Annotated in this window: 25 protein-coding genes; 16 read left to right on the top strand and 9 right to left on the bottom strand. The window is 71.4% G+C overall.

Annotated features, from left to right (window positions below):
- Window positions 1-74: 74 nt before the first annotated feature.
- The gene (locus AB0J64_RS14850; RefSeq protein WP_364026129.1) at window positions 75-758 is read left to right on the top strand and encodes a type 1 glutamine amidotransferase; all 684 of its coding nucleotides are present in this window, start codon (window positions 75-77) and stop codon (window positions 756-758) included.
- Here AB0J64_RS14850 and AB0J64_RS14845 read toward each other — a convergent pair.
- On the bottom strand, window positions 736-1,281 hold the full coding sequence (locus AB0J64_RS14845; RefSeq protein WP_364026127.1) for an HXXEE domain-containing protein: 546 nt from the start codon (window positions 1,279-1,281) through the stop codon (window positions 736-738). The two genes, AB0J64_RS14850 and AB0J64_RS14845, sit on opposite strands and share 23 nt — an antisense overlap.
- 78 nt (window positions 1,282-1,359) lie before the next feature.
- On the opposite strand from AB0J64_RS14845, the gene AB0J64_RS14840 reads away from it, so the two are divergent.
- Together AB0J64_RS14840 and AB0J64_RS14835 are read left to right on the top strand one after the other, a co-directional pair.
- Window positions 1,360-4,335 (top strand): bifunctional [glutamine synthetase] adenylyltransferase/[glutamine synthetase]-adenylyl-L-tyrosine phosphorylase, encoded by a 2,976-nt coding sequence (locus AB0J64_RS14840; protein WP_364026124.1) that lies wholly within the window; start codon window positions 1,360-1,362, stop codon window positions 4,333-4,335.
- Window positions 4,336-4,366: 31 nt separating this feature from the next.
- Window positions 4,367-5,401 (top strand): hypothetical protein, encoded by a 1,035-nt coding sequence (locus AB0J64_RS14835; RefSeq protein WP_364026121.1) that lies wholly within the window; start codon window positions 4,367-4,369, stop codon window positions 5,399-5,401.
- On the opposite strand, the gene AB0J64_RS14830 is transcribed toward AB0J64_RS14835, so the two are convergent.
- Window positions 5,385-6,734: a PLP-dependent aminotransferase family protein gene (locus AB0J64_RS14830; protein ID WP_364026118.1), complete on the bottom strand. Its 1,350-nt coding sequence runs from the start codon at window positions 6,732-6,734 to the stop codon at window positions 5,385-5,387. The genes AB0J64_RS14835 and AB0J64_RS14830 overlap by 17 nt on opposite strands.
- Before the next feature lie 147 nt (window positions 6,735-6,881).
- On the opposite strand from AB0J64_RS14830, the gene AB0J64_RS14825 reads away from it, so the two are divergent.
- Genes AB0J64_RS14825 through AB0J64_RS14800 form a run of 6 tightly spaced genes read left to right on the top strand, consistent with a single transcriptional unit; the run spans window position 6,882 to window position 11,701 of the window.
- Window positions 6,882-7,775, top strand: coding sequence for a hypothetical protein (locus tag AB0J64_RS14825; protein ID WP_364026115.1), 894 nt, complete (start codon window positions 6,882-6,884; stop codon window positions 7,773-7,775).
- A complete protein-coding gene (locus AB0J64_RS14820) occupies window positions 7,772-8,572 on the top strand; it encodes a deaminated glutathione amidase (RefSeq protein WP_364026112.1) in 801 nt (266 codons plus the stop codon). Before AB0J64_RS14825 ends, AB0J64_RS14820 begins: the two co-directional genes overlap by 4 nt.
- Complete coding sequence (locus AB0J64_RS14815; RefSeq protein WP_364026109.1) at window positions 8,565-9,491, top strand: ABC transporter substrate-binding protein; 927 nt, start codon at window positions 8,565-8,567, stop codon at window positions 9,489-9,491. Before AB0J64_RS14820 ends, AB0J64_RS14815 begins: the two co-directional genes overlap by 8 nt.
- Window positions 9,488-10,390 carry an amino acid ABC transporter permease gene (locus AB0J64_RS14810; protein ID WP_364026106.1) on the top strand — a complete coding sequence of 301 codons (903 nt, stop codon included), beginning with the start codon at window positions 9,488-9,490 and terminating at the stop codon, window positions 10,388-10,390. Before AB0J64_RS14815 ends, AB0J64_RS14810 begins: the two co-directional genes overlap by 4 nt.
- Window positions 10,391-10,398: 8 nt before the next feature.
- On the top strand, window positions 10,399-11,151 hold the full coding sequence (locus AB0J64_RS14805; protein WP_364026219.1) for an amino acid ABC transporter ATP-binding protein: 753 nt from the start codon (window positions 10,399-10,401) through the stop codon (window positions 11,149-11,151).
- A 28-nt stretch (window positions 11,152-11,179) separates the two neighbouring features.
- Window positions 11,180-11,701: a GNAT family N-acetyltransferase gene (locus AB0J64_RS14800; RefSeq protein ID WP_364026103.1), complete on the top strand. Its 522-nt coding sequence runs from the start codon at window positions 11,180-11,182 to the stop codon at window positions 11,699-11,701.
- Window positions 11,702-11,706: 5 nt separating this feature from the next.
- Here the strand turns inward: AB0J64_RS14800 and AB0J64_RS14795 are convergent, their stop codons facing one another.
- Window positions 11,707-12,573: a LysR family transcriptional regulator gene (locus AB0J64_RS14795; protein WP_364026100.1), complete on the bottom strand. Its 867-nt coding sequence runs from the start codon at window positions 12,571-12,573 to the stop codon at window positions 11,707-11,709.
- Between the two features lie 84 nt (window positions 12,574-12,657).
- Here AB0J64_RS14795 and AB0J64_RS14790 point away from each other — a divergent pair, with 84 nt between their 5' ends.
- Both AB0J64_RS14790 and AB0J64_RS14785 read left to right on the top strand, forming a co-directional pair.
- Window positions 12,658-13,932, top strand: a complete 1,275-nt coding sequence (locus AB0J64_RS14790; RefSeq protein WP_364026097.1) for an MFS transporter — start codon at window positions 12,658-12,660, stop codon at window positions 13,930-13,932.
- A complete protein-coding gene (locus AB0J64_RS14785) occupies window positions 13,929-14,657 on the top strand; it encodes a phenylalanine--tRNA ligase beta subunit-related protein (protein ID WP_364026094.1) in 729 nt (242 codons plus the stop codon). The genes AB0J64_RS14790 and AB0J64_RS14785 overlap by 4 nt, the downstream gene beginning before the upstream one ends.
- Here the strand turns inward: AB0J64_RS14785 and AB0J64_RS14780 are convergent.
- Complete coding sequence (locus AB0J64_RS14780) at window positions 14,654-14,983, bottom strand: hypothetical protein (protein ID WP_364026091.1); 330 nt, start codon at window positions 14,981-14,983, stop codon at window positions 14,654-14,656. The genes AB0J64_RS14785 and AB0J64_RS14780 overlap by 4 nt on opposite strands.
- Window positions 14,984-15,119: 136 nt before the next feature.
- On the opposite strand from AB0J64_RS14780, the gene AB0J64_RS14775 reads away from it, so the two are divergent.
- Together AB0J64_RS14775 and AB0J64_RS14770 are read left to right on the top strand one after the other, a co-directional pair.
- A complete protein-coding gene (locus AB0J64_RS14775; RefSeq protein ID WP_364026088.1) occupies window positions 15,120-15,656 on the top strand; it encodes a helix-turn-helix domain-containing protein in 537 nt (178 codons plus the stop codon).
- 175 nt (window positions 15,657-15,831) lie between these two features.
- Window positions 15,832-16,056, top strand: coding sequence for a hypothetical protein (locus AB0J64_RS14770; protein ID WP_364026085.1), 225 nt, complete (start codon window positions 15,832-15,834; stop codon window positions 16,054-16,056).
- A 92-nt stretch (window positions 16,057-16,148) separates the two neighbouring features.
- Here the strand turns inward: AB0J64_RS14770 and glnA are convergent, their stop codons facing one another.
- Window positions 16,149-17,573, bottom strand: coding sequence for a type I glutamate--ammonia ligase (gene glnA / locus AB0J64_RS14765; protein ID WP_364026082.1), 1,425 nt, complete (start codon window positions 17,571-17,573; stop codon window positions 16,149-16,151).
- A gap of 93 nt (window positions 17,574-17,666) precedes the next feature.
- On the bottom strand, window positions 17,667-18,752 hold the full coding sequence (locus tag AB0J64_RS14760; protein WP_364026079.1) for a hypothetical protein: 1,086 nt from the start codon (window positions 18,750-18,752) through the stop codon (window positions 17,667-17,669).
- A gap of 77 nt (window positions 18,753-18,829) precedes the next feature.
- Here AB0J64_RS14760 and AB0J64_RS14755 point away from each other — a divergent pair, with 77 nt between their 5' ends.
- The 3 genes from AB0J64_RS14755 (at window position 18,830) to AB0J64_RS14745 (ending at window position 20,901) form a co-directional block, all read left to right on the top strand.
- A complete protein-coding gene (locus tag AB0J64_RS14755) occupies window positions 18,830-19,291 on the top strand; it encodes an RDD family protein (protein WP_344985434.1) in 462 nt (153 codons plus the stop codon).
- 63 nt (window positions 19,292-19,354) lie between these two features.
- Window positions 19,355-19,966, top strand: a complete 612-nt coding sequence (locus AB0J64_RS14750) for a TetR/AcrR family transcriptional regulator (RefSeq protein WP_364026076.1) — start codon at window positions 19,355-19,357, stop codon at window positions 19,964-19,966.
- On the top strand, window positions 19,963-20,901 hold the full coding sequence (locus AB0J64_RS14745) for a hypothetical protein (RefSeq protein WP_364026074.1): 939 nt from the start codon (window positions 19,963-19,965) through the stop codon (window positions 20,899-20,901). The genes AB0J64_RS14750 and AB0J64_RS14745 overlap by 4 nt, the downstream gene beginning before the upstream one ends.
- Here the strand turns inward: AB0J64_RS14745 and AB0J64_RS14740 are convergent.
- The 3 genes from AB0J64_RS14740 to AB0J64_RS14730 all read right to left on the bottom strand — a co-directional run bounded on the left by AB0J64_RS14740 (window position 20,882) and on the right by AB0J64_RS14730 (window position 24,746).
- On the bottom strand, window positions 20,882-21,646 hold the full coding sequence (locus AB0J64_RS14740) for a methyltransferase domain-containing protein (RefSeq protein WP_364026072.1): 765 nt from the start codon (window positions 21,644-21,646) through the stop codon (window positions 20,882-20,884). The genes AB0J64_RS14745 and AB0J64_RS14740 overlap by 20 nt on opposite strands.
- The gene (locus AB0J64_RS14735; protein WP_344985430.1) at window positions 21,646-22,326 is read right to left on the bottom strand and encodes a DUF4191 domain-containing protein; all 681 of its coding nucleotides are present in this window, start codon (window positions 22,324-22,326) and stop codon (window positions 21,646-21,648) included. Before AB0J64_RS14735 ends, AB0J64_RS14740 begins: the two co-directional genes overlap by 1 nt.
- Window positions 22,327-22,391: 65 nt before the next feature.
- Entirely contained in the window at window positions 22,392-24,746 is a 2,355-nt protein-coding gene (locus AB0J64_RS14730) for a glycoside hydrolase family 3 C-terminal domain-containing protein (protein ID WP_364026069.1), read from the bottom strand.
- Window positions 24,747-24,753 lie beyond the last annotated feature (7 nt).

The following is a 24,753-nucleotide window of genomic DNA, read 5'->3' as shown; positions in this document are numbered from 1 at the left end:
GGGAGAAACGTCCGGCCACGGTACGCCTGGCCCACAGGTGATCGCCCGCCCGCGTGGCGGTTACATTGCCTGATATGCGTATCACCGTGATCGAGCACGAGGCCGAGGCGGGCCTCGGGTACCTCGGCGAATGGCTCGGGCCGGCCTGCGACGTCGTACGGCCGTACCTGGGCGAGGAGATTCCCGCGCGCCCGGCGGACGGGCTGATCGTGCTCGGCGGTGCGGCGGCGGCCTGGGAGGACGAGCGGAGCCCCTGGCAGCCCGCCACCCGCGACCTGCTGCGCCGGGCCGTCGACGAGAGCACGCCCACGCTGGCCATCTGCCTGGGGGCGCAGCTGCTCACCCTGGCCTGCGGCGGCACGGTCGAACGCGGCACGAACGGGCTCGAGGTGGGCGCCCGCGAGGTGGTCGCGCTGCCCGCGGCGGCGGACGACCGGCTGCTGGCGGGGGTCGGCACGGCCGTGGCCGTCCAGTATCACCAGGACACCATGACGCGGCTGCCCGACGGCGCGGTGCCGCTCATGACCGGGGCCCAGTATCCGAACCAGGCCTACCGGCTCGGCGCCGCCGCGTGGGCGGTGCAGTTCCATCCCGAGGCCACCCCGGAGATCTTCACCTCCTGGACCTCCGGGTCCGGCCTGGACACGGCCGAGGAGCTGAACGCCGAGGTCAAGGCGGCCGAGAACGCGCTCGTCGCCACCTGGCGGCCGGTCGCGGAGGCGTTCGCCGAGGTGATCAGAACCAGCGGTCGCGCCTGAACCCCGGCCTCCGGAGCGCCGGAGGCCGGGTGTCCTTCCCGTGCGCCCGGGGGCGGGTGAGCGCGTGGGCCAGGACGTGGACGCCGCCCACGAGCAGCGGGAACGCCGCCACCCCCGGCCAGCCGGACGCCCCCGCCCGCACCGGCACCCCGTCGGCCCGCAGGCGCCGCCAGGCCCACACCGAGAACGGGATGACCACCACGGGCGCGGTCACCACCCCGGGCGTGTACCTCCGGGCCACCGCCGCCTGCGCCAGGTGCGCCACCCCATGAGCCCCGAACCCCAGCAGCGCGGCCTGAAAGACCGGGCTCCGCCCGCCCGTACGCGCCCCCAGCGCCGAGGCCCCCGCCACCACACCGCCCATGAGCCCGATGGCCACGTTCACGTGCCGCTGCGACACCTCGGGAACCCAGGGCCACCGCTCCCGGGCCTTGCGCGTCCAGCCCGCCATGGTCGCCAGCTCCTCGGCGTCGTGCACCGCCCACGCCGCCAGCAGCCCCCACGTGACGGTTGAGGGAACCATGGACCTCACCTCCAGAAGAAATGCAACGCAACGTTGCGTTCCCTATGGTATGCCGAAGCGGGCTGACAAGATGGAGGGGTGCCCAGGATCGAATCCACCGCCGCGAGGCTCGCCAAGCTCGGGTTCGCCGATGGCGCCAGGGCCGCCCAGCTCGTCCGTCAGGCGGGAGTCGACGTGGACGATCTCCTGGAGTTCCTGGTGGACGTGGCCGACCCGGACCAGGCGCTGGTCTCGCTGACCCGCCTGGCCGAGCGCGAGCCCGCCGTGCTCGACACCGTCCGCGGCGACGAGCACCTGCGCGCGCGGCTGCTGGCCGTGCTCGGCGTCAGCGCCGCCCTCGGCGAGCACCTGGTGCGCCACCCCGGCCAGGTCGCGCTCCTCGCCCAGCCACACCTGGGCGACCCACGGACCGCGTTCCTGAAGGCGGTCGGCGCCGAGCCAGGGGAGGTGGCCGCCAGCGGAAGCGCCGACAGCGGGAGTCCCGCAGCCGCCAACGCCCGGGGCGCCGGCGCCGCCACCGGCGATGACCCGCTGAATGCGCTCCGCGTGGCCTACCGCGGCAGGCTGATGCATCTCGCCGCACGCGACCTCACGGGGGAGGCCACGCCCGCGGAGGTCATGGCCGAGCTGTCCGACCTCGCCGGCGCCGCGCTGGAGGCCGCGCTCGCCATCGCGCGGGCCGAGATCGACGACAGCGAGGTACGCCTGGCGGTCATCGGCATGGGCAAGTGCGGCGCCAGGGAGCTCAACTACATCAGCGACGTAGACGTGATCTTCGTGGCCGAGCCGCGGGAGGGGGCCGACGAGACCAAGGCGCTGCGTACCGCGACCCGGCTGGCCCAGGCCATGATGCGGGCCTGCGCCGACACCACGTCCGAGGGCTCGCTGTGGGAGGTGGACGCGGGCCTGCGGCCCGAGGGCAGGTCGGGCCCGCTGGTGCGCACGCTCGGCAGCCACCTGGCCTACTACCGGCGCTGGGCCAAGACGTGGGAGTTCCAGGCGCTGCTCAAGGCCCGCCCGGTCGCGGGCGACATGGAGCTGGGAGCCGCCTACGTGGAGGCGGTCAACGACCTGGTGTGGTCGGCGGCCACCCGCGAGCACTTCGTCGAGGACGTGCAGGCCATGCGCCGGCGGGTCGAGGCGCACGTGCGCGCGGAAGGGGACCGCCAGCTGAAGCTGGGGCCGGGCGGGCTGCGCGACATCGAGTTCGCGGTGCAGCTGCTCCAGCTCGTCCACGGCAGGCTCGACCCCCTGCTGCGCCGCAGGGCCACGCTGCCCGCGCTGGCCGCGCTCTCCAGGGGCGGGTACGTCGGCCGTGACGACTCGCGCAGTCTCGCCGAGGCGTACTCGTTCCTGCGCCAGGTGGAGCACCTGCTGCAGCTGCACCGGCTGCGGCGCACCCACATCGTGCCCACCGACGAGTCCGACCTGCGCAGGCTGGGCCGGGCGCTCGGCATGCAGCCCGATCCGGTGGGAGAGTTCACGGCGCGGTGGCGGCGGCACGCCAGGGAGGCGCGGCGGCTGCACGAGAAGCTGTTCTACCGGCCGCTGCTGCAGGCCGTGTCGCGGCTGCAGGAGTCGGAGGCGCGGCTGTCGGCCACGGCGGCCCAGGCCAGGCTGGAGGCGCTCGGCTACGTCGATCCCGCCGGGGCGCTGCGCCACATCACCGCCCTGGCCGCCGGCGTGTCCAGGCGGGCCGCGATCCAGCGCACGCTGCTGCCCGTCATGCTCGGCTGGTTCGCCGACACGCCCGACCCGGACGGGGCGCTGCTCGGGTTCCGGCAGGTGAGCGACAAACTGGGCAGCACGCCGTGGTATCTGCGGCTGCTGCGCGACGAGACGGCGGTGGCGTCCAGGATGGCGCGCGTGCTCGGCGCCGGCCGCTACGCGACCGGCCTGATCCTGCACGCGCCCGAGGCGGTCGCGATGCTGGGCTCGGACCAGGAGCTCGCCGTCCGGTCCCCGGAGTCGCTGCGGGGCGAGGCCGCCGCGGCGGTCACCAGGCACGCGGGCGATGCCGAGACCGCCGTGGCGTCCGTACGGGCGCTGCGCAGGAAAGAGCTGTTCCGTACGGCCGTGGCCGACATCTTCCGGCTCATCGACATCGAGACGGTCGGGGGCGCCCTGTCGGCCCTGACCGACGTGACCCTGCAGGCCGCGCTCGACGCCGCCCTGGCCAAGGTCCCGGACGTCACGAGGTTCGCCGTCATCGCCATGGGCCGGCTCGGCGGCATGGAGTGCTCCTACGCCAGCGACGCCGACGTCATGTTCGTCCACTCGCCGCGGCCCGGGGTGGCGGAGCGCGAGGCCACGGACACCGCGTTCGCCGTGGCCAACGAGGTGCGCCGGCTGCTGTCGCTGCCCGCCCCCGACCCGCCGCTGACCGTCGACCTCGACCTGCGTCCCGAGGGGCGGCAGGGCCCGCTGGTGCGGACGCTGGCCTCCTACCGCGCCTACTACGCGCGCTGGTCGTCGCCGTGGGAGTCGCAGGCACTGCTGCGGGCCAGGTTCTCGGCGGGCGACCGGGAGCTGGGCGAGCAGTTCACGTCGATGATCGACGAGCTGCGCTACCCGCAGGGCGGCCTGCACGACGACGCGGTCAGGGAGATCAGGCGGCTCAAGGCCCGCATGGAGGCCGAACGCCTGCCGCGCGGCGCCGACCCGGCCCTGCACACCAAGCTGGGACCGGGCGGGCTGTCCGACGTGGAGTGGGTGGCCCAGCTGCTGCAGCTCCGCTACGCGGGCGGGCTGCCGTCGCTGCGCACCACCCGTACGCTCGAGGCCCTGCGCGCGGCCGTGGGGGAGGGCCTGCTCGCGCCGGCCGACGAGGCCGTGCTCGCCGAGGCGTGGCGCTTCGCCTCCCGCATCCGCGACGCGATCATGCTGGTGAAGGGCCGCGCCGGCGACAGCGTCCCGCGTGACGCGGGGGAGCGCAAGCTGATCGCCCAGACGCTCGGCTACCCGCCGGACGGCTCGGAGGACTTCCTGGACGACTACCGCCGCGTGACGCGCCGCGCACGACAAGTGGTGGATCGAGTTTTTTACGGGGCTTGATCGGACTCGTCAGCGGGTGTATCAAGGCGCGGTGTTATCCGTTTACGTGGATCTGGCCCTCGGCCTGGTGGTGTCGTTCCTGCTGCTGTCGCTGCTGGTGAGCGGCCTGAACGAGGCGTTCGTGCGGCTGCTCGCCATCCGTAGCAAGTTCCTGTGGGCCTACCTCAGGGACACCATGGACGGCTCCGACAAGCAGGGCAGGTCATGGCTGCCGGCCAAGGTGCGTGACGTCTTCGCGTCGCTGCCCTTCGCCCGCGACCCGCGTCCCAAGCACAGCGACCAGCCCGCGCCCGCCGAGCCGGGCGTGGTGCCGGCGCAGGAGACCAAGGCCGAGGACGCCATGGTCAACCTGTTCTACCAGCGCGTCCAGGGGATCGACCACCCGAAGAGCGGCCGGACCAGCATCGCGAACATCCCGCCAGGACGCTTCGCGGTGGCCCTGATGGAGCTGGCGGCGGTCGAGCCGGACGGCGTCGAGGGGCTCTTGGCGAAGCTCAAGGAGATGCGCAGCCCCCTGTACGGCCACCTCAAGGGCGTGTGGGAGACGGCGCAGCGCGACCTCGACCGGTTCAGGCAGGGCGTGGAGAGCTGGTTCGACGGGGAGATGCAGCGGCTGTCCATGCTCTACAAGCGCTACGTCAAGTGGGTCGTCGCCGTGCTCGGCCTGTTCGTGACGCTGGTGTTCACCATGGACGGGCTGGAGTACGCCAAGGCGCTGATGCGCGACAACGCCTTCCGCGCCTCGGTGACGGCCGTCGCGGAGTCGGGGCCGGACGCGTACAACGAGCTCAAGGCGCGCTGCACGGGCGGCGACCCGATGCCGTGCGTCACCGAGACGCTCAGCGAGCCCGCGCTGGTCAAGATGCTCGGCCAGTCGCTGGTCAGCGTGTCGATCCCGGAGCAGGGCGACCCGTCCGTCCGGTGGAACGGCGCCCTGTGGTGGGACCGGATCAGCACGCCGAGCCACTGGCCCGGCTTCCTGCTGACGTACGTGGCGCTGCTGTTCGGGGCGCCGTTCTGGTGGGACGTGCTCCGGCGCATCACCGGCATCAAGTCCCGGCGGTGAGCCCCCCTCTGGCCGCCAGGGTGATCACGTCGGCCAGGTCCGCCAGCTCGGTGTCGTCGTCGGTGAGCCTGGCCGTGGCCAGCCGCAGGTGGTGCGCGGTGGCCGGCCGGATGACGTACCGGCTGCCCGCCGCCACGGAGATCCCGTGCGCGGCCAGCGTGACCAGCGCCGCCGACTCCTCGCGCACCGGCACCCAGAGCACGAGCCCGTCCCGGCCGCCCGTGCGCACGCCGCGTGCCGCCAGCTCCGACGCCAGCCGCGCCCGCCGCCCCGCGTAGACCGCGCGGGCGTGTTCGACGCGGGCCCGCACCTCGCCGTCGCCGAGCAGGTGGGCCAGCGTGTCCTGGAGGATCCGGCTGGTCCAGCCGGTGCCGAAGCTCCGCAGCACGCGCACCCGCTCCACCGCGTCCGCCGCCCCGCCGAGAACCGCGATGCGCAGGTCGGGGCCGTGCGACTTGGAGTACGAGCGCACCAGCACCGTACGGTCGGGAAAGCGCGTCCCCATGCTCACCATCGGTGAGACGGACAGCTCGCCGATCCCGTCGTCCTCCACGATCAGCGTCGACGTCGGCTCCAGGAGATCGGCCAGCTCGGCGGAGCGCTCGGCGGTCACGGCGTGGCCGCAGGGCGACTGGCCGCGCGGCTGGTAGACGAACGCCACCGGCCTGGCCCGCAGCGCCCTGGCCAGCGCGCCGGGGATCGGCCCGTGCTCGTCGCAGGCCACGGGGATGATCTGGACGCCGATCGTCTCCAGGATGTCCAGCAGCCGGGCGCCGGTCGGCTCCTCGATGGCGATCCTGTCGCCGGGCAGCGCGGTCGTCTGGCAGAGCAGCTGCACCCCCTCGTACCCGCCGCCCACCGCGAGCCAGCCCCGCGCCGGGAACGGCCAGGCCGGCTCCACGGCGGCACGCAACCGCGGCGTGATCGTCTCACGTGTGTAGTCGTTGAGCCGGTCCGTGCCGGCGGCGGCGATCAGCGCGGCCTCCAGCGGCGGCAGCAGCGCCGGGTCGGGCGAGGCGATGGCCAGGTCGATGGCCAGCCGGTCGCCCCAGTGGCCGATGCGCTCGTACCGGATGGGACGCGGCACATCGGGCGGCCCGAGCACCACCGTGCCGCGGCGGCGGTCGGTCTGGATCATCCCGTGTCTGCGCAGCTCCGACCAGGCCTCGGCCACGGTCCCCGAGCTGACGCCCAGCTCCCTGGCCAGGCTCCGCACCGTCGGCAGGCGCGTCTGCGCCGTGACCGTGCCCTGCCTGATCAGGTCGGTCAGAGCGGCGGCGATCCCGCGCGCGGTCGGCTCGCCGATCTGCTGCGCCAGCCGGCTGGCTTCCACGTGACCTCCTGTAAATCTTTGTTCAGCAACAAAGATCTTCTTGTGTGGGGTGTTCGCCTGAACATATGGTTTCCAGCAATTCACGGCAAGGGAACTTTTGGGGTGTTTGTGCGTATTCGGCTAGGTCTGCGGGATTGGGACCATCTCGTGCCGGTGGCGACGGGGCAGGTACGGCCCGAGGGATTCGAGCTGGACCTCGAGTCCCGCGCCGTCACCCCCGACGTCCTGAGCGAGCCGGGCCTGGACGGCGGCGAGACGTCCTTCAGCAGGTACGTGCTCGGCCGCGCCGCCGGCGACGACCGCCTGGTCGGCCTGCCCGTCTTCGTGATGCGCGGCTTCCGGCAGCGCTGCGTCCTCGTCCGCCGCGACAGCGAGCTGACCTCGTTCGACGAGCTCAAGGGCGCCCGCATCGGCCTGACCGGCTGGCCCGACTCCGGCAACACCTGGACGCGGGCCCTGCTCAGGGCCGCCGGCGTGGACATCGGGGGCATCGAGTGGACGGTCGGCCCGCTGGTCACCGGCGAGACCGGCAAGGACCGTGTCGGCCCCGTGCCCTTCCCCGACAACGTCACGCTGACCGGCGACGGCCTGGCCGAAGGGCTCGCCGAGGGCCGCTACGACGCGATCATGACGCCGTTCATGCCCGACGAGCTGTTCACCTCCGAGAGCCGCTTCCGCCACCTGCTCCCCGACCACCGGGCCGCCGAGCTGGCCTACTACCGGCAGACCGGCTTCGTGCCCGGCATCCACCTGGTGACGCTGAAGCGCGAGGCCGTCGAGCGCGACCCGGGGCTGCCGCGGGCCGTGCAGGACCTGTTCGAACGGTCCAAGCGCCACTGGCTGGCCCGGCGGCGGCTGCTCGCCGACACCACGCCGTGGCTGCTCGCCGACCTGATGGAGACGGCCAGGACCTTCGGTCCCGACTGGATGCCGTACGGTCTCGCGCCCAACGCCGCCATGGTCGCCGCCTTCTGCGAAGAGCTCCACGCCCAGGGAATCTCGTCCCGCCCGATCCGACCCGAGGAGGTCTTCGACCTATGAGAATCGCCGTTGGACAGTTCGCCTCCTCGGAGGACTGGACGGACAACCTCAAGACCTGCCAGGACCTGATCGACCGGTCCGTCGAAGGCGGCGCCGACCTGCTGGTGCTGCCCGAGGGCGCGATGGCGCTCTTCGTCGACGAGCCCACGCGCATCCGCGAGGCCGCACAGCCGTTGGACGGGCCGTTCGTCAGCGGGCTGGTCGAGCGTACGCGCGGCTCGTCCACCACCGTGATCGCCGGCGTGCACACCCCGTCGGGCGACGGCCGCGTGTTCAACGTCCTGGTGGCCGCCAGGGACGGCGAGATCGTCGGGACGTACACCAAGCTGCACCTGTACGACGCCTTCGGCCGGCGCGAGTCCGACAACGTCGTGCCCGGCACGAACGCGCCCGTGGTGATCGACGTCGCCGGCTGGAAGGTCGGCATGATGACCTGCTACGACGTGCGTTTCCCCGAGCTGGCCAGGCTCCTGGCCGACCAGGGCGCCCAGGTCATCGCGCTGCCCACCGCGTGGGTGCGCGGCCCGGCCAAGGAGTGGCACTGGGAGGTCATGGTCACCGCCCGCGCCCTGGAGAACACCGTGTACGCGGCGGCGTCCGGCGAGTGCGGCCGCCGCAACATCGGGACCAGCATGGTCGTCGACCCGCTCGGCATCACCCGGGCCCGCCTCGGCGACGCGCCGGGCCTGCTGTGGGCCGACGCCTCGGCCGAAGAGCTCGAACGAGCCCGCCTCAGCCTCCCCGTCCTCGAGAACCGGCGCTTCGCCGTCGACCCCCGATTGGAGCGACATGTCTAAGTACGCGACGGCTGCCCTGCTCGGCGCCGCCCTCCTGCTGGCGGGCTGCGGCGCCAACCCCGAGGAGGCGGAGGGGGCCCTGAGCTCGCAGCCCGCCGCCTCCGGCGCCGTGGCCGCCCAGGGCAAGGACCAGGCCCTGTACGACCGGCTGCCCGACAAGGTGAAGAGCGCGGGCAAGCTGGTCTCGGTGAACAACGGCTCCTTCCCGCCGTACGAGATCGCCGGGGCGGACGGCAGATCCATGACCGGCGCGGCGGCCGACCTGTCGGAGGCGCTCGGCCAGGTGCTCGGCGTCAAGATCGAGCACGTCACCGTGGACGGCCTGCCCAGCCAGCTCACCGGCATCGCCTCGGGCCGCTACGACGTGGCCATCGGCCCGGTGGGCGACTTCCAGGACCGGCAGAAGTCCAACGACTTCGTGGACTGGGTCAAGGAGTTCGTCGTCTTCGCCGTGCCGAAGGGCAACCCGCACAAGATCAACTCGGTGGCGGACACGTGCGGGCTGAAGATCTCGGTCATGGCCGGCGGCTCCGCCGAGGCGGTGATCAAGGGCCAGTCCGAGACGTGCGCCAAGGAGGGCAAGCCGAAGATCACCGTGCAGTCGTACAAGGACCAGCCCACCTCGGTACTGGCGGTCAGCTCGGGCCGGGCGGACGGGTTCTTCTCCTCCCAGGCGCCGCTCACGTACTTCGTGGCGCAGGCCGGCGGCAAGCTGGAGCTGGCGGGCAAGGGGCAGAGCAACGGGTTCGACGACCTCTACCAGGGGGCCGTCGTCGCCAAGGACTCGCCGCTGCGTGACGTGCTGAAGGACGGCATCCAGAAGCTCATGGACAACGGCACCTACGCCAAGATCATGGATAAGTGGGGCACGTCCGACAACAAGCTGGACAAGGCCGGCGTCAACCTGGCGGCGTCATGAGCCTGCCGGAAGTCGACGTCGCGGGCGCCTCGCGCACCCGCCATCCGCTGCGCTGGGTCGCCTCGATCGTCCTGCTGGTGCTGGCGGCCCAGCTCGTCAGCCTGCTGGTCACGAACCCCAACTTCCAGTGGGACGTGGTCTTCAGGTACGTCAACGCGCAGATCATCGGCCAGGGCATCTTCACCACGCTGCTGCTCACCGTGATCGCGATGGTCGTCGGCGTGGTCCTCGGGGTGCTGCTGGCGATCGGCCGGCTCTCGGAGAACCCGGTCGCCCGGGGCGCCTGCGGGCTCTACGTCTGGTTCTTCCGTGGCACGCCGGTGCTGGTGCAGCTCGTGCTCTGGTACAACCTGTCGTACCTGCTGCCGAAGATCTCCTTCGGCATCCCCTTCGGTCCGGAGTTCCTGAGCGCCGACACCAACCAGCTCATCACCCCGCTGCTCGCGGCCATCCTCGGGCTCGGGCTGAACGAGGGCGCGTACATGGCCGAGATCATCCGCGGCGGGCTCATGTCGGTGGACCCCGGCCAGACCGAGGCCGCCTCGGCGCTCGGCATGAGCAACGCGCGTACCTTCCGCAGGATCGTGCTGCCCCAGGCCATGCGCTTCATCATCCCGCCCACCGGGAGCCAGGTGATCAGCATGCTGAAGGCCACGTCGCTGGTGAGCGTCATCGCGCTGGCCGACCTGCTCTACACGGTGCAGTCGATCTACAACCGCACCTTCCAGACCATCCCGCTGCTCATCGTGGCGTGCGTCTGGTACCTGGTGATCACCTCGATCCTGTACGTCGGCCAGTCGTTCATCGAACGCCACTACGCGCGCGGCGCCACCAGGAACGCCCCGCAGAGCTTCTGGGCCTTCCTCATGTTCCGCTCTCCCAAGAAGGTGACGCCGTGACCGTCCCCATGGTCCACGCCCGCGCCGTACGCAAGCACTTCGGCCACCTCGAGGTCCTCAAGGGCATCGACCTGGACGTCCAGCCGGGGGAGGTCGTGGTCATCCTCGGCCCGTCCGGCTCCGGCAAGTCGACGTTCCTGCGCTGCGTGAACCACCTGGAGACCATCGACGGCGGCGCCATCCACGTCGACGGCGAGCTGATCGGGTTCGAGGCGTCCGGCGGCAAGGTGCGGCACCTGCGCAAGCGCGAGATCACCCGCCAGCGCCGCGAGATCGGCATGGTCTTCCAGCAGTTCAACCTGTTCCCGCACTTCACGGCGTTGCAGAACGTCATGGAGGCGCCGGTCGGCGTCCGCGGCGAGTCGCGCGAGCAGGCCAGGGAACAGGCGCTCGCCCTGCTGCGCCGCGTCGGCCTCGAGGACAAGGCGGGCAGCTACCCGAGGCAGCTGTCCGGTGGGCAGCAGCAGCGGGTCGCCATCGCCAGGGCGCTGGCCATGCGGCCCAAGCTGATGCTCTTCGACGAGCCGACCAGCGCGCTCGACCCCGAGCTCGTGGGGGAGGTGCTGGCCACCATGAAGGGGCTCGCCGAGGACGGGCTCACCATGATCGTGGTGACCCACGAGGTCGGGTTCGCGCGCGAGGTGGCCGACCGGGTGGTGTTCATGGACGGCGGCGTCGTGGTCGAGTCGGGCACGCCCGCGGACGTTCTGGACAATCCGAGCAGCCCGCGCACCAAGGCCTTCCTCAGCCGCGTGCTGTGAACGCCCGTCCCGCACTATCGTGGCTCGGATGCGGACCCAGCGATTGATCATGCGCAGATGGCGCGACGAGGACCGGGAGCCCTTCGCCGCCATGAACGCCGACCCCGAGGTGATGGAGCACTTCCCGGCCTCGCTCACCCGCGCCGAGAGCGACCGCATGGTCGACAAGATCGAGGCGGAGTTCGACAGGCACGGCTACGGGTGGTGGGCGCTGGAGGTGCGCGAGAGCGGGGAGTTCATCGGTGCCACCGGTCTGATCTGGCCGTCGTTCGACGCGCCGTTCCTGCCCGCCTGCGAGGTGGGGTGGCGGCTGGCGCGGCCGGCCTGGGGCCACGGGTACGCCACCGAGGCGGCCAGGGAGGCCGTCAGGTACGCGTTCGACGAGGCCGGGCTGGACGAGATCATCTCCATGACGGCCCAGCGCAACACCCGGTCCCAGGCCGTGATGAAGCGCCTGGGGATGACCCACCTGGCCGACTTCGACCACCCGCGGCTCGCCCCGGACAGCCCTCTTTATCCCCAGGTGGTCTACCACCTCAAGCGCCCGTAAGTTCGTCAGGCGCTCATGGCGTAGAGGACGTCGCGCAGGGCGGGCTCGCGGCCGCGCAGCCAGACCAGCCGCAGCGCCAGCGCCGGCGCGTCGAAGTCGAGCTCCACGAGCGCGCCCGAGGCCAGGTCGGGCTCCAGCGCGAAGTCCGGCAGCAGCGCGCTGCCGAGCCCCTGCCTGGCCCACTCGCGGGCGGTCGCGATGCCGGTCAGCTCCCTGCGCGGCACCTCCGGGCCGAACGCCCGCTCGGCCGCCAGCCGGATCGAGCAGCCGGCGGCGCTGACCAGCAGCGGCTCCCGGTCACCGCCCGGCGCCGCGACCAGCGACAGCCTGACCTCGCCCACATCCAGGAAGTCCAGGTCGGGCGCCCTTGATCCAGCGGCCGCCCCCGAGCCCGTGTCCTCGGGCATGGTGAAGCCGAGCCCGCCGACCCACAGCCCCGTGTCCAGCAGCAGGGCCACGTCCAGCTCGCCGCTCGTCACCCCGGCCAGCAGCGCCCCCCTGGTCAGGGTACGCACGGCCACGTCGAGGTCGGGGCGGCGTTCCGACAGGAGGCGGATCACGGCGGGCAGCCGGGCCGCGGCCAGCATCTCCAGCGTGCCGATCGTCACCCGGCGGCGCTGCCCGGTGACGGCGCGGCGTACCTCGTCGGCGTGGTCGAGCAGCTCCTGCGCCCGCGCCAGCAGCGTGGCGCCCCGCTCGGTCAGGCGCATCCCCTGAGGAGTGCGCTCGAAGAGGGTCACCCCGAGGCTCTGCTCGAGCCTGCGCACCTGCTCGGACACGGACGCGGGGGCGAGACCGAGGGTGTTCGCCGCTTCGGTGACGGTGCCCGCCCCGGCCACCGCGACAAAACCCCGCAACTGGCGCAAGTCCATAGAAAGCAGCATACGGTTTTTCCGAACGCCCCCTCAGACCGCGCCTGTTGAGGGTGGATGCGGCGTTTCAGCACGCTGAGGGGCATGATGTTCGGATTCTCCCTCGCCTACTTCCTCGTGATCCTCGACACGACCGTGCTGACGATCGCGCTGCCCGACCTGCGGGCCTCGCTGGGCGGCTCGCTGGCCGGGCAGCAGTGGGCGGTGAACGCGTACACGGTCGCCTTCGCCGCCGCGCTGCTCACCGGGGGAGCGGTGGCCGACCGGTACGGCGCGGCCCGGATCTTCAAGGCCGGCGTGGCGGCGTTCGGCGTGATCTCGCTGCTGAGCGCCGCGGCCCCGCACCTGGGCGTGCTGATCGCGCTGCGGGCCCTGCTCGGCCTGGCGGGGGCGCTCTGCACGGGCGGCTCGCTGGGCCTGCTCCCGCAGCTCTTCCCCGACCCGGCCGCCCGCGCCCGCGCCACCGGCCTCTGGGCCGCCATCACGGGCACCGCGCTCGCCGCCGGCCCGCTGCTCGGCGGCCTCCTCGTGGACCTGTCCGGCTGGCGCGCCGTGTTCCTGCTCAACCCGCCCATCGCCCTGATCAGCCTGCTGGCCATGCGCCGGGTCCGCTCGCCGCGCGGCCACCGCCTGATCGACTGGCGGGTGCAGGCCCTGGCCTGCGCGTTCCTGGGACTGGTGGCGGAGGCCCTGATCGACGCCTCGACGGTGGCGGGCATCCTGGCGGCGGTCGCCCTGGCGGCGGTGGTGCTCGCGGAGCGCCGCAGCAAGGCGCCGGCCCTGCCGGGCGGCCTGCTCGCCGCCACCTGGCCCGAGCTGCTGGCGGGCACGGTGGCCAACTTCGCCTTCGCCGGCGCCCTGTTCGTCCTCACCCTCCTCCTTCAGGACACCCGCCACCTGGCCCCGCTGGCCGCCGGGCTGGCCTTCCTCCCGCTGACCCTCCCCATGACCGTGAACCCGCTGCTCACCGGCCGGCTGGTGGCCCGCTACGGCCCCCGCCCGCCGATCCTGGGCGGCCTCGCCCTGCTCGCGGCCGGCCTGACGGGGGTCGCCCTGACGGACGTGGCGGCGCCGTGGCTGGTGGTGATGGGGTTCGGGCTGTCGTTCGTGCTGCCCGCGCTGATGGCGGGCATGATCAACAGCGCGCCCCCGGGCACGGCCGGTACGGCGGGCGGCGTCCTGAACGCCTTCCGCCAGGTCGGCGCCACCCTCGGCGTGGCGGTCATGGGCGTCGTGAGCCACCCCCTGCCGACGGCGGCCGTCCTGACCGCGCTGACCTGCGCCTGCTACGGCCTGGCCGCCCGCCGCGCCCGCACCGCCGCTCCGCCCGCCGCCACGGGCCCGACGCGAGTATCGTGATCGATCTCAAGTGGTGCTATGACGAGGTGACCGTGCGTTTCCAGCATTCGAGTGACATCTGGCGTGACTTCCCCGAGCTCGTCCCCGGGGTGCTCGTCGCGAAGGGCATCACGGCGGACGTCTCCGTTGACGACCAGGTCGCCCGGTTCGCCGAGCTCGCCGCCAAGCGGCTCGCGACCTCCTCGGAAGGCGAGCTGCCGGAGATCCAGGCGTGGCGGCGGGCGTTCTCGAAGATGGGCCTCAAGCCGACCCAGTACCGCTGCGCGTCGGAGTCGTTGCTGCGGCGCTTCAGGAAGGAAGGCGCGCTGCCGCGCCTGCACCCGCTGATCGACCTCTGTAACGCGGTCTCCATCGCGTACGCCGTCCCGGTGGCGGTGTTCGACCTCTCCAAGATCTCGCAGTACGTGGAGGTCAGGTACGCGGCGGGCGACGAGACGTACCTGACCTTCTCCGGCGAGACGGAGCACCCGCCGCCCGGCGAGGTCGTCTTCGCCGACGCGGAGGGCAGGGCGCACGCCCGCCGCTGGACCAACCGCCAGAGCGGCCACTCGGCCGTCCGCGACACGACCACCGACGTCCTGATCGTCGCGGAGGCGCTGCACGACACGGCCGGTGCGGACGTCGAACGCCTGACGGCCACCGTCGCGGACGAGCTGGCCGCCGTCTGGACCGGCGCCTCGAAGACAGCGATCCTGACCCCGTCCTCTCCCCGGTTCGAGTTCTAGCCGCTCGGTCCTTCAGACGGCTTCCTCATGGCCCACCGGACCAGGCCGGCGGCGCGTCGCCGGCGGGCCCTGCGGGCCATCTGCCTGTGCAGCACGTCCAGCTCGCGTGCCTGCCGCTCCAGTTCGCTCTCCATGCGGGCCATAGCGCCCTCGTACGTCTCCCGGGCCCGCTTGTAGGCGTCGGCCTCGACCTGGTGCAGAGCGGCGCGCTCGGCGGACTCGGCGCTCCTGCCGGCGCTCCTGGCGGTGGCGACAGCGGCGACGACGGCCGCGGCGATGCTCGCCAGCGCGCCGATGAGGGCGACGATCACCGCAGTGGGATCCATCGGGGCCTCTGGTGACGAAAGGGGTGCAGGCCCGGCGGCAGGGTCTTTTCGGTCATGGGGGTCATGCCACCTCCCCGGTATAGCGAGATGTTGCATCCGTGCCCCGGACGCTACAACATGCAACATCATTACAGCAATGAGCAGCACCGGTCAGCGCAAAAATGAGTTGATGTTGAAGCTGAAAGCCTCGGGGTGCCACAGCTGTGCTACAACTTGCAACATGGGTGAAGACGGCAGGCGGGCGGGTCCCGCGCGGCCCTTCTACGACCGCGTCAATCATGAGCGGATCAGGCGCGGCTGGACCCAGTTGAAGCTGGCGGAGCAGTCGGGCGTCGACCGGGCCACCATTCATCGGCTGCGGTCGGCGAAGCCGCAGCCGGACACGGTGTTCGCGCTGGCGGCGACGCTCGACATCGACCGGGACGAGGCGCTGCGGCTGGCCGGTCTGGTGCCGGGTGGCGCGGGCAGCACGCTTGCCGCTCTCGCCGAGGACCCGGAGGTCGACGCGTTGCTGGCGAAGCTTCCGGCGCGGCGGCGGGCGATCCTGGAGCAGTTCAGGGATTCGGAGCGTGAGCGTGTCCGGCGGTTGCAGGAGCAGGCCGAGGCTGAGGCGGCCGAAGCTGGCAGGCGCTTCAAGGAACTTGTCCGCATTGAAGTAGAGGAATCGGAATAGCCCCAAAAGCGGGATTCGCCATATTGCGCGGTAATTCAACGACTACTCTCGGTAGTCAGCTCGCGGCGGCGAGTTCTTTTACTCGGCGCGATCTTCGCCACAATGTATTTCGATGATTATTTGGGCGATGCTACGAGTAGCGGAAAGCCTTCCGCACCGTACAAAGGGGGGCCCAATGCGTCACATCCTCCCCATCGCCGCAGCGATCCTGTGGCTCGCCAACCTCGTCTACGTGGCGGCGATCACCTGGATGCCTCTGGCGTGGCACGAGAGCAACCGCCTCGAACCGGTCCAGCTGCTCACCGTGGGGGCCGCCGTCGCGGTCACCGTCGCCTGGCAACTCCACCGGCAGGGGATCGAATATCGGATCGGATACCGGCATGGCCGCGCCGATCGCTGAACGTACGGGGCAGAGCCGCCGAACGCGACGGCCGCCTCTGGCCGGACTCCGAGGAGTCGACCAGGGCGGCCGTGGACGCGGCCCCGCAACCGCTAGACGTCGTAGTACATCTCGAACTCGTGCGGGTGCGGACGCAGCCGGATCGGGTCGACCTCGTTCTCCCGCTTGTACGAGACCCACGTCTCGATCAGGTCAGGCGTGAACACGCCGCCCTCGAGCAGGTAGTCGTGGTCGGCCTCCAGCGCGCTGAGCACCTCGGGCAGCGAGCCGGGCACCTGCGGGATGTTGCGGGCCTCCTCCGGCGGCAGCTCGTAGAGGTCCTTGTCGACCGGCTCCGGCGGCTCGATCTTGTTGCGGATGCCGTCGAGGCCCGCCATCAGCATGGCCGAGAACGCGAAGTACGGGTTGCACGACGGGTCGGGCACCCGGAACTCGATGCGCTTGGCCTTCGGGTTGGAGCCCGTGATCGGGATGCGGACGCAGGCCGAGCGGTTGCGCTGGGAGTAGACCAGGTTGACCGGGGCCTCGTAGCCGGGGACCAGACGGTGGTAGGAGTTGACCGTCGGGTTGGTGAAGGCCAGCAGCGACGGGGCGTGCCTGAGCAGGCCGCCGATGTAGTAGCGGGCCGTGTCGGACAGGCCCGCGTAGCCGACCTCGTCGTAGAAGAGCGGCGAGCCGTCCTTCCACAGCGACTGGTGGCAGTGCATGCCCGAGCCGTTGTCGCCGAAGATGGGCTTGGGCATGAACGTGACCGTGTGGCCGTACTCGAGGGCCGTGCTCTTGATCACGTACTTGTAGAGCATCAGGTTGTCGGCGGTCTTGAGCAGCGTGCCGAACTTGAAGTCGATCTCCGCCTGGCCCGCCGTGCCGACCTCGTGGTGCTGCATCTCGACGTCGATGCCGCACTCGATGAGGTTGCGCACCATCTCGGAGCGCAGGTCGGTGAAGTGGTCCATCGGCGGCACCGGGAAGTAACCGCCCTTGTAGCGCGGCTTGTAGCCGAGGTTGCCGCCCTCGGTCGACTTGCCGGTGTTCCAGGCGCCCTCGATGGAGTCGATGTAGTAGTAGCCGGCGTTCTGCCTCGTCTCGAAGCGCACGTCGTCGAAGATGTAGAACTCGGCCTCGGGGCCGAAGTAGACCGTGTCGGCGATGCCCGTGCCCTTGAGGTATTCCTCTGCCTTGCGTGCCACGTTGCGCGGGTCGCGGCTGTAGGCCTCGCCGGTCAGCGGGTCGTGCACGAAGAAGTTGATGTTGAGCGTCTTGTGCTGGCGGAACGGGTCCACGACCGCGCTGGACGGGTCGGGCAGCAGAAGCATGTCGGACTCGTGGATCGCCTGAAAGCCTCGGATCGACGAGCCGTCGAACATGAGTCCGTCGGTGAAGACACTCGCGCTGAAGTTTTCTACCGGGAAGGTGAAGTGGTGCGTCGTCCCCGGCAGGTCGGTGAACCTGACATCGACGAACTGCACCCCTTCGTCACTGATGAACTTCAGGACGTCGTCGGCGGAGTTGAACACTCTCGAACCTCCCTGGGGACTGGCCATCATGCCGACGCTAGGACGCGGCCGTTTCCGTATGGTGTCTCGTTTGTTTCACACATGTTACGCAGGTCAGGTGGGTTGCGACGTGGCGCAACCCTTCGGATTGTCCTCTCTCAGCTCGTACGGATCCGTAGGCGCGCCGGTGGGCGCCACCGTGCTCCGAGGCGTGTCGTCGTACTCGGGGTGAATGAAGCCGTCGTGCGTGTCGCAACGCGCGGGGGTGCTGTCGTTCCCCCATTTCACCGGCCACACGACCAGCCGCCCGGCTTCGCGGTACAACCGCATGCCGCCGATCGGATGCGTGACGACCCGGATGGTGGCGTCCGGCTGGTCCGGGCGGTGCACGGCGTAGACGACCAAGTGGTTCAGCTTCACCTCGGCACCGCGCCGGCCACGCTCCTTGAACGTGCCCAGCTTGACGCGCCCGTGCACCTTGATCACATCGGTGGAGAAGTCGGCCGTGCCCTTGGCGAACTGGACGACGAAGGCCGCGGCGTCCTTCTTCTTGTTCTTCTTCCTGAGGTCGTCGAGGAACCACTCGCGCAGGTCGGGGTCGAGCAGCTTGATGAACGCCGACGGCCTGCCGCCCATGAGCGTCTTCTTGTCCAGGAAGGCCGCCGCGAGCAGCTCGCGCGTCCGCTTCAGCCCCTTGGCCACGTCCTTCTTCGACAGCCCGCCCAGCGCCTTGGCCTCCGGCATCACGAACCCGGCGACCCCGTCGGCGTACTTCTCGGCGGGCGACCCGGCGAACGGGCTCGCCGGCTCCTCGCCGCCCCCGTCCGCCTGATCGTCACCCGGGTTCTCCACCGGACTCGGCGAGACCTCGCCCGACGGCGCCGCGATCACCGCGTCCTTGGGCGCCGGCTCCTCGGGCACCGCGCCCGAGGGGGTGAGCAGGTCGGGGCGGAAGGTCACGACCACGCCCGCGGCCGCGATCAGCCCCGTGATCACGGCCATCGCGATCCAGGCCCGCCCGATCCGCCGCCGCGGGGCCGCCTGTCTCTCGGATAAGCCCGAGCGTCTCTGTAACCGGTCGGTACGCCGCTGCTCTTTCGCGCCTTTGACGGCCGCGGCCCGCATCCTGCGCTGTTGCTCCTCGTCGATCTGCGCGACCAGCTCGTTGAAGCGCGCATCAAGGTCATCCCCGTGTGGCATGGCGTACATGATGGCCGGTTTGCGACGCGGTTGGGTCACGACGCGGACCGGCACTCCAGGCGGATACCGTTGAGGACATGAGCAGCAAGGGGCCTCGGTGGACGCAGACCTGGCTGGGCGGGATCAGGTCCGCCGGGATCGATCTCGGCTACCCGGGTGAGCGCCTGGGCCTGCCCGAGGAGGGCAGCGGGTCGATCGCCGGCTGGGGCCGCAGGATCGCCGCGCTGGTCATCGACTGGATGATCTGCACGTGGGCCGTCGTGCAGCTGCTGCTCAGGATGAACCCCGCCGAGCAGCCGTGGGCGCCCGCGGTCGTCTTCGCCGTGCAGTACCTGATCCTGGTCGGGTTCATGGGGCAGACCTTCGGGCACCGGCTGGCCGGCATCAGGGTGGCCGCGATGGACGGCGGGAACCCCCGCTGGCTGCCCGTGCTGGTGCGCACCCTGCTGCTGTGCCTGGCCGTGCCCGCCCTCATCTGGGACCGCGACCACCGCGGGGTGCACGACCGCGTGTCCAACACGATGGTCGTCCGCATGTAGCTCTTCGGCGAGGAAAGCCATACCGGGTTTAAAAATGAACCTGGTTCGCTTTATGCTGTCCTCATGGGGCTCAGGGAGCGGAAGAAGGAGCAGACGCGGCGGCGGATCGCCGAGGTGGCGCTGCGCCTGTTCGACGAGCGCGGCTACGACGCGGTGACCGTCAACGAGATCGCCGAGGCGGCCGGGGTCGCCAAGGTGACGCTGTTCAACTACTTCCCGACCAAGGACTGCCTCGTCACCGAGGGCGTCAAGGACGACCTGGCCGCGATTGTGGCCGGGCGTCCCGAGGGGGTCACGCCCCTCGGCGCGCTGCGCGAGCACTACCGGGCGCAGGCCGCCCAGGGTGCGGGCGAGGTGGACGTGGAGTCCCTGCTGGCCACGGTCCGCGTCATCTCCTCGAGCCCGGCCCTGATGGGCGCGCTGCACGGGGTGCGCATGAGCGAGCGGTACGAGCTGGCCGAAGCACTCAAGGAGGCTCATCCCGGCGATGACCTGACCGCGCAGCTCATGGCCGCGCAGATCACCGCCGCCGTCACCACCGTCCAGGAGGCGTTCTTCCAGCGCATCGCCGCGGGACAGCCCCTGGAGGAGGCGGGCGGACGCTTGGCGGGCGACGTGGAGCTGGCCTTCGACCTCCTGGAACACGGGCTCACAACAAAAGGGGATAAGTCATGAAAAAGGGGATCAACTATGACGTCGGGTTCCTCCCGGGCGACGACCTGAGCCGCACGTCGTTCCACATCGAGGACGTCCGCCGCGACATGCGCACGATCGCGGAGGACCTGCACTGCGCGTCGGTGCGCATCTCCGGCCGCGACCCCGAGCGCGTCGAGGCGGCGGCCAGGGAGGCCGCGGCGGCCGGGCTGGAGATCTGGTTCACCCCGTTCCCCGTGGACCTCACGCAGGACGAGATGCTCGAGCTCTTCGCCGACGTGGCCGGCCGCGCCGAGGGGCTGCGCCGCGACGGCGCCGACATCGTGCTGGTCACCGGCTGCGAGATCACCGCCTTCGGCAAGGGCTTCATCGAGGGCGACGGCTATCGCGACCGGCTCACCGCCATGATGAGCGGCGACGTCGAGTGGTGGACGTCCCTGATGAAGGCCATGCCCCGCTTCAACGGCTACCTGGCGAAGGTGGCCGAGACCGTGCGGCCGCTGTTCGGCGGCAGGCTGAGCTACGCGTCGGGGCCGTGGGAGCCGGTCGACTGGGCCCCGTTCGACGTGGCGGGCGTGGACGCCTACCGCGCCTCCTACAACGCCCACAACTTCGTGGACGAGCTGCGCGCCCAGTTCAAGCACGGCAAGCCGGTCGCGGTGACCGAGTTCGGCACGTGCGCCTACCGCGGCGCGGGGGAGCTCGGCGGCTCGGCGTGGGTGGTGCCCGACGGCGCCGTGCGCGACGAGGGCGAGCAGGTGCGCTATTTCACCGAGCTGATGGACGTCTTCGAGCAGGAGGGCGTGGACACCGCGCTCTGGTTCACGTTCGCGTCCTACAACCGCGCCGGCGAGAACGACATCGGCTCGTACGGCGTGGTGAAGATGCTCGACGAGCGGCGCTGGGAGCCCAAGGAGGTCTTCCACGCCATGGCCGCTAGGTATGCGCGCAGCTGAAGATCGCTGTGCCGGGGAGGTGGCGGCCGCGCAGCGGGCTCCAGCCGCCCCACACCCGCTCGTGCCCCTCGGGCCACTCGGGCTCCAGCAGCCCGGTGACGCTCAGCCCGGAGGCGACCAGCAGGCTCACCCAGTCGCCCATGGTGCGGTGGTGCTCGACGTACGTGACCGTGCCGCTCTCGTCCTGCTCCTCATAGGGGGAGCGGTCGAAGTAGGACCGGTCGGACGTCAGCCCGCGCGGCCCCGGATCGTCGGGGAACGCCCAGCGGATCGGATGGCTCACCGAGAACACGAACCGGCCGCCCGGCCTGAGCACCCTGCGCACCTCGCGGAAGACCGCGAGCGGGTCGGCCACGAACGGCAGCGCGCCGAACGCCGAGCAGGCCAGGTCGAAGGCGTCGTCGGCGAACGGCAGCGACTCGGCGTCGGCCTGCACCACGGGCACGTGCAGCCCGGTGTCGAGGTCGATGCGCTGGGAGTGGCGCAGCTGCCGGTGCGAGATGTCGAACGCGGCCACCCGCGCCCCCTGCGTCACCAGCCACCGCGCGCACTGCGCCGCCCCGCAGCCGATCTCCAGCACACGCCGGCCGCGCACCTCGCCGAGGAGGTGCGCGTCGGCCTCGTCCACGCCCTCGGGGCACCAGACGAACCCCGTGTCACGCAGGAACTCGCCGTGCTCGACCTGGTAGTCGTCGGCGTTGCCGTCCCACCACCAGCGGTTGGCCCGCGACGAACCCGACAGCACTAGCGCATCTTGGGGCCGCGCGGCATGCGGGCGCCCCTGGGCATCGGACCCTTGGGCATCGGCATGTTCTTCGGCAGCGAGCGCAGGCGGTCCTTCACCTCGTTGACCGCGGGCTTCTTCAGGTTGCGCGGCAGCTTCATGATGTGGCGCTGCAGCTTGCCGAGCGGCACCTGCCCCTCGCCGTCACCGCACTGCACGTCGTAGATCTCGATGCCCAGCACCACTCGGGCGACCCGCTTCTTCTCGGCCGCCAGCATCTTCGCCACCCGGTTGCCGGGGCCCTCCGACACCAGCACGACGCCGGGGAAGCCGACCACGAGGTGGATGAGGTCCTGGTCGCGGTTGACCGCGATGGCCGGGGTGACCTGCCAGTTGCCGCGCATGCCCTGCAGCACCGCCGCCGCGGCGCCGGTCTGGCCGTGCAGGATCGAGTATTGAGCCTTCTGGGCGAGCTGCCCGAACACCACCAGACCGACCGTGAGCGCGGCCAGCACGCCGATGAACACCGAATACCACAGGTAGTCCGTGACCAGGCCGATCACGACGACCACCGCCAGCGTGCCCACCGCCGAGAGGAAGACTATGGGCATCCCCTTGGGGTTGGCCTGCTTGATGATCTGCGCGATCATGCGGAGCTGCTTGATGCGCCCCGGCTTCTCTGGTTCCTCGGACTTTGCCATGCTCTGAAGGATACAAACCAACTGGTGCAGTACGGAAAACGCGACCCGGCCATTTCTCGCGCGGCTTACACCTTCACGGTAGCCGACAGGCGCGGATCGCCCACGCTGGGGCCCGCCTCCACCGCGTGCTCGCCCTCGACCGTCCGCCAGCCGCCGTCCCAGACCTGGAAGGCCCGCTCCGGCAGGAAGATCGTGGTGAGCACGGTCTCCCCGGGCGCGGCCTCGACCACGTCGAAGCCGGCCAGCGCCCCGGCGACGTACACCTGCACGACCTCGCGGCCCGGGCGGTCGCCGGTGTTGGTGACGGCGACCGTGACGGTCGTCCCCTCGGCCGCGATCGAGTCGTACGACCAGGTCGTGTAGCCCAGGCCGTGCCCGAACCAGAACGCGGGCGCGCGCCCCGACCGCTCCCAGGCCCGGTACCCGATCGAGACGCCCTCCTCGTACGCCAGCACACCGTCCACCGGCGTCACGTCCACCACGGGAGCGTCCTCCAGCCGCTTCGGCCACGTCGTGGGCAGCCGCCCGCCCGGCTCGGCGTCCCCGAACAGCACGTCCGCCAGCGCCGCCCCCGCCTCCTGCCCGGGGAACCAGGTGAGCAGCACCGCCGCCACCTCCTCCGTCCACGGCATCTCGACCGGCGAGCCGGCGTTGACGACCACGACGGTGCGCGGGTTGGCCGCGGCGACGGCGCGGATCAGCTCGTCCTGCCGTCCGGGCAGCCTGAGGTCCGTACGGTCGAAGCCCTCGCTCTCCACCTCCGGCGTGGTGGCGGCCACGACCACCGCCACGTCGCACTCCGCCGCCACCCGCGCGGCCTCGGCCATCAGCTCCTCCTCGCCGGGGCTCGGATTCGCGTGGCCGACCGTGAACGACACGAACGCCATCCCGCCGAACGCCCCCGCCGGGTGCGTCACGACCACCTCGTACGGCTCCCCGGCGGTCATGGCCACGCCCACCCGCCGCTCCGGCGGTGACAGGAACGCCGCGGCCGGGTCGTCGCCTTCCACCTCGAGGATCTCGTCGAGGACGGTCTCGCCGTTCACGACGACGGTGAAGGCCCCCACCCCGGCGACGGAGAGCTGGTGCCCGCCCGAGACGTCCGGCGTGTACGTGGTGCGCAGCCGGACCGCCGTCAGCCGGTCGCCGTCCACGCCGGGCGGCAGCTGGCCGATCCACCGGGCCTCGGCCGCGGCCAGCGGCTGCTCGGACAGCGCCGCACCCTCCGCGTCCAGGAAGGCGGCCGTGGCCGGGCCGGGGATCGGGGACAGGCGGATCCGGGGATCGGTGCCGAGCGCGTACCGGACCTCGGCCCGCTCCCCGAGCCCCTGCAGCGGCGAGACGATCCTGTCGGGGAAGACCTGCGCGCTGCCCCCGCCCATGACGCGGGACTCGGCGGCCGCCGCCCCGATCACGGCGACGGTCCTGACCTGCCGGAACGGCAGGATGCCGTCGTTGGTCAGCAGCGTGAAGCCGCGCGTGGCCACCTCGCGGGCCAGCGCCACCCCGTCGACGCGCTCCCTGGCGGGAGGCGGCGCGGAGCGCTGTTCCGGCCCGCGCAGGGCGCCGACGCGCCAGGCCAGGCGCAGGATGCGGCGCACGCGGTCGTCCACGACCGACTCCGGCACGCGCCCCTCCCGCACGGCCGCCTCCAGCTTCTCGCCCCAGGGCCCGGACGGGCCGGGCATCGCCACGTCGGTGCCTCCCATGGCGGCGGCCTCGGTCGTGCGCAGCGCCGTCCAGTCCGACACCACGAACCCGTCGAACTCCCACTCGCCCTTCAGCACCCCGTTCACCAGCTCGGAGTGCTCGGTCATGGTGGTGCCGTTCACCGAGTTGTAGGCCGTCATGAGGCCCCACGCCCCGGCCCGCACCACCCGCTCGAACGGCCGCAGGTACACCTCCCGCAGGGCCTTCTCGCCCACCTGGACGTCCGCGGTGAAGCGTTCAGTCTCGAAGTCGTTGGCCACGAAGTGCTTGGGCGTGGTGGCGACGCCGCCCTCCTGGACGCCCTCGACGTAGGCCGCGCCGATCTCTCCCGTCAGGTACGGATCCTCGGAGAAGCACTCGAAATGGCGGCCTCCGAGCGGCGAGCGGTGCAGGTTGATCGTGGGGGCGAGGAGCACGTGCACGCCCTTGCGCCTGGCCTCCTGCGCCAGCAGCGCGCCTGCCCGCCGCACCAGGTCCACGTCCCACGTGGCGGCCAGCGCGGTCGGGCTGGGCAGCGCGATCGAGGGGTCGGCCGAGCTCCACTGCTCCCCGCGTACGCCGATCGGGCCGTCACTCATGACGAGCCGGTCGAGGCCGATCTCGGGCAGGGGAGGGAGCGACCACATGTCGGCCCCGGTGAGCAGTCGGATCTTGGTGCTGAGGTCAAGCCGGGCGATGAGCGCGTCGAAGTCCACCACCACAGTCTTCACCAGGTCA

Source organism: Nonomuraea sp. NPDC049695, from assembly GCF_040674955.1.
Classification (GTDB): domain Bacteria; phylum Actinomycetota; class Actinomycetes; order Streptosporangiales; family Streptosporangiaceae; genus Nonomuraea; species Nonomuraea helvata.
The sequence above is the reverse complement of the archived record's forward strand: the minus strand, read 5'-3'. Positions and strand labels throughout refer to the sequence as shown.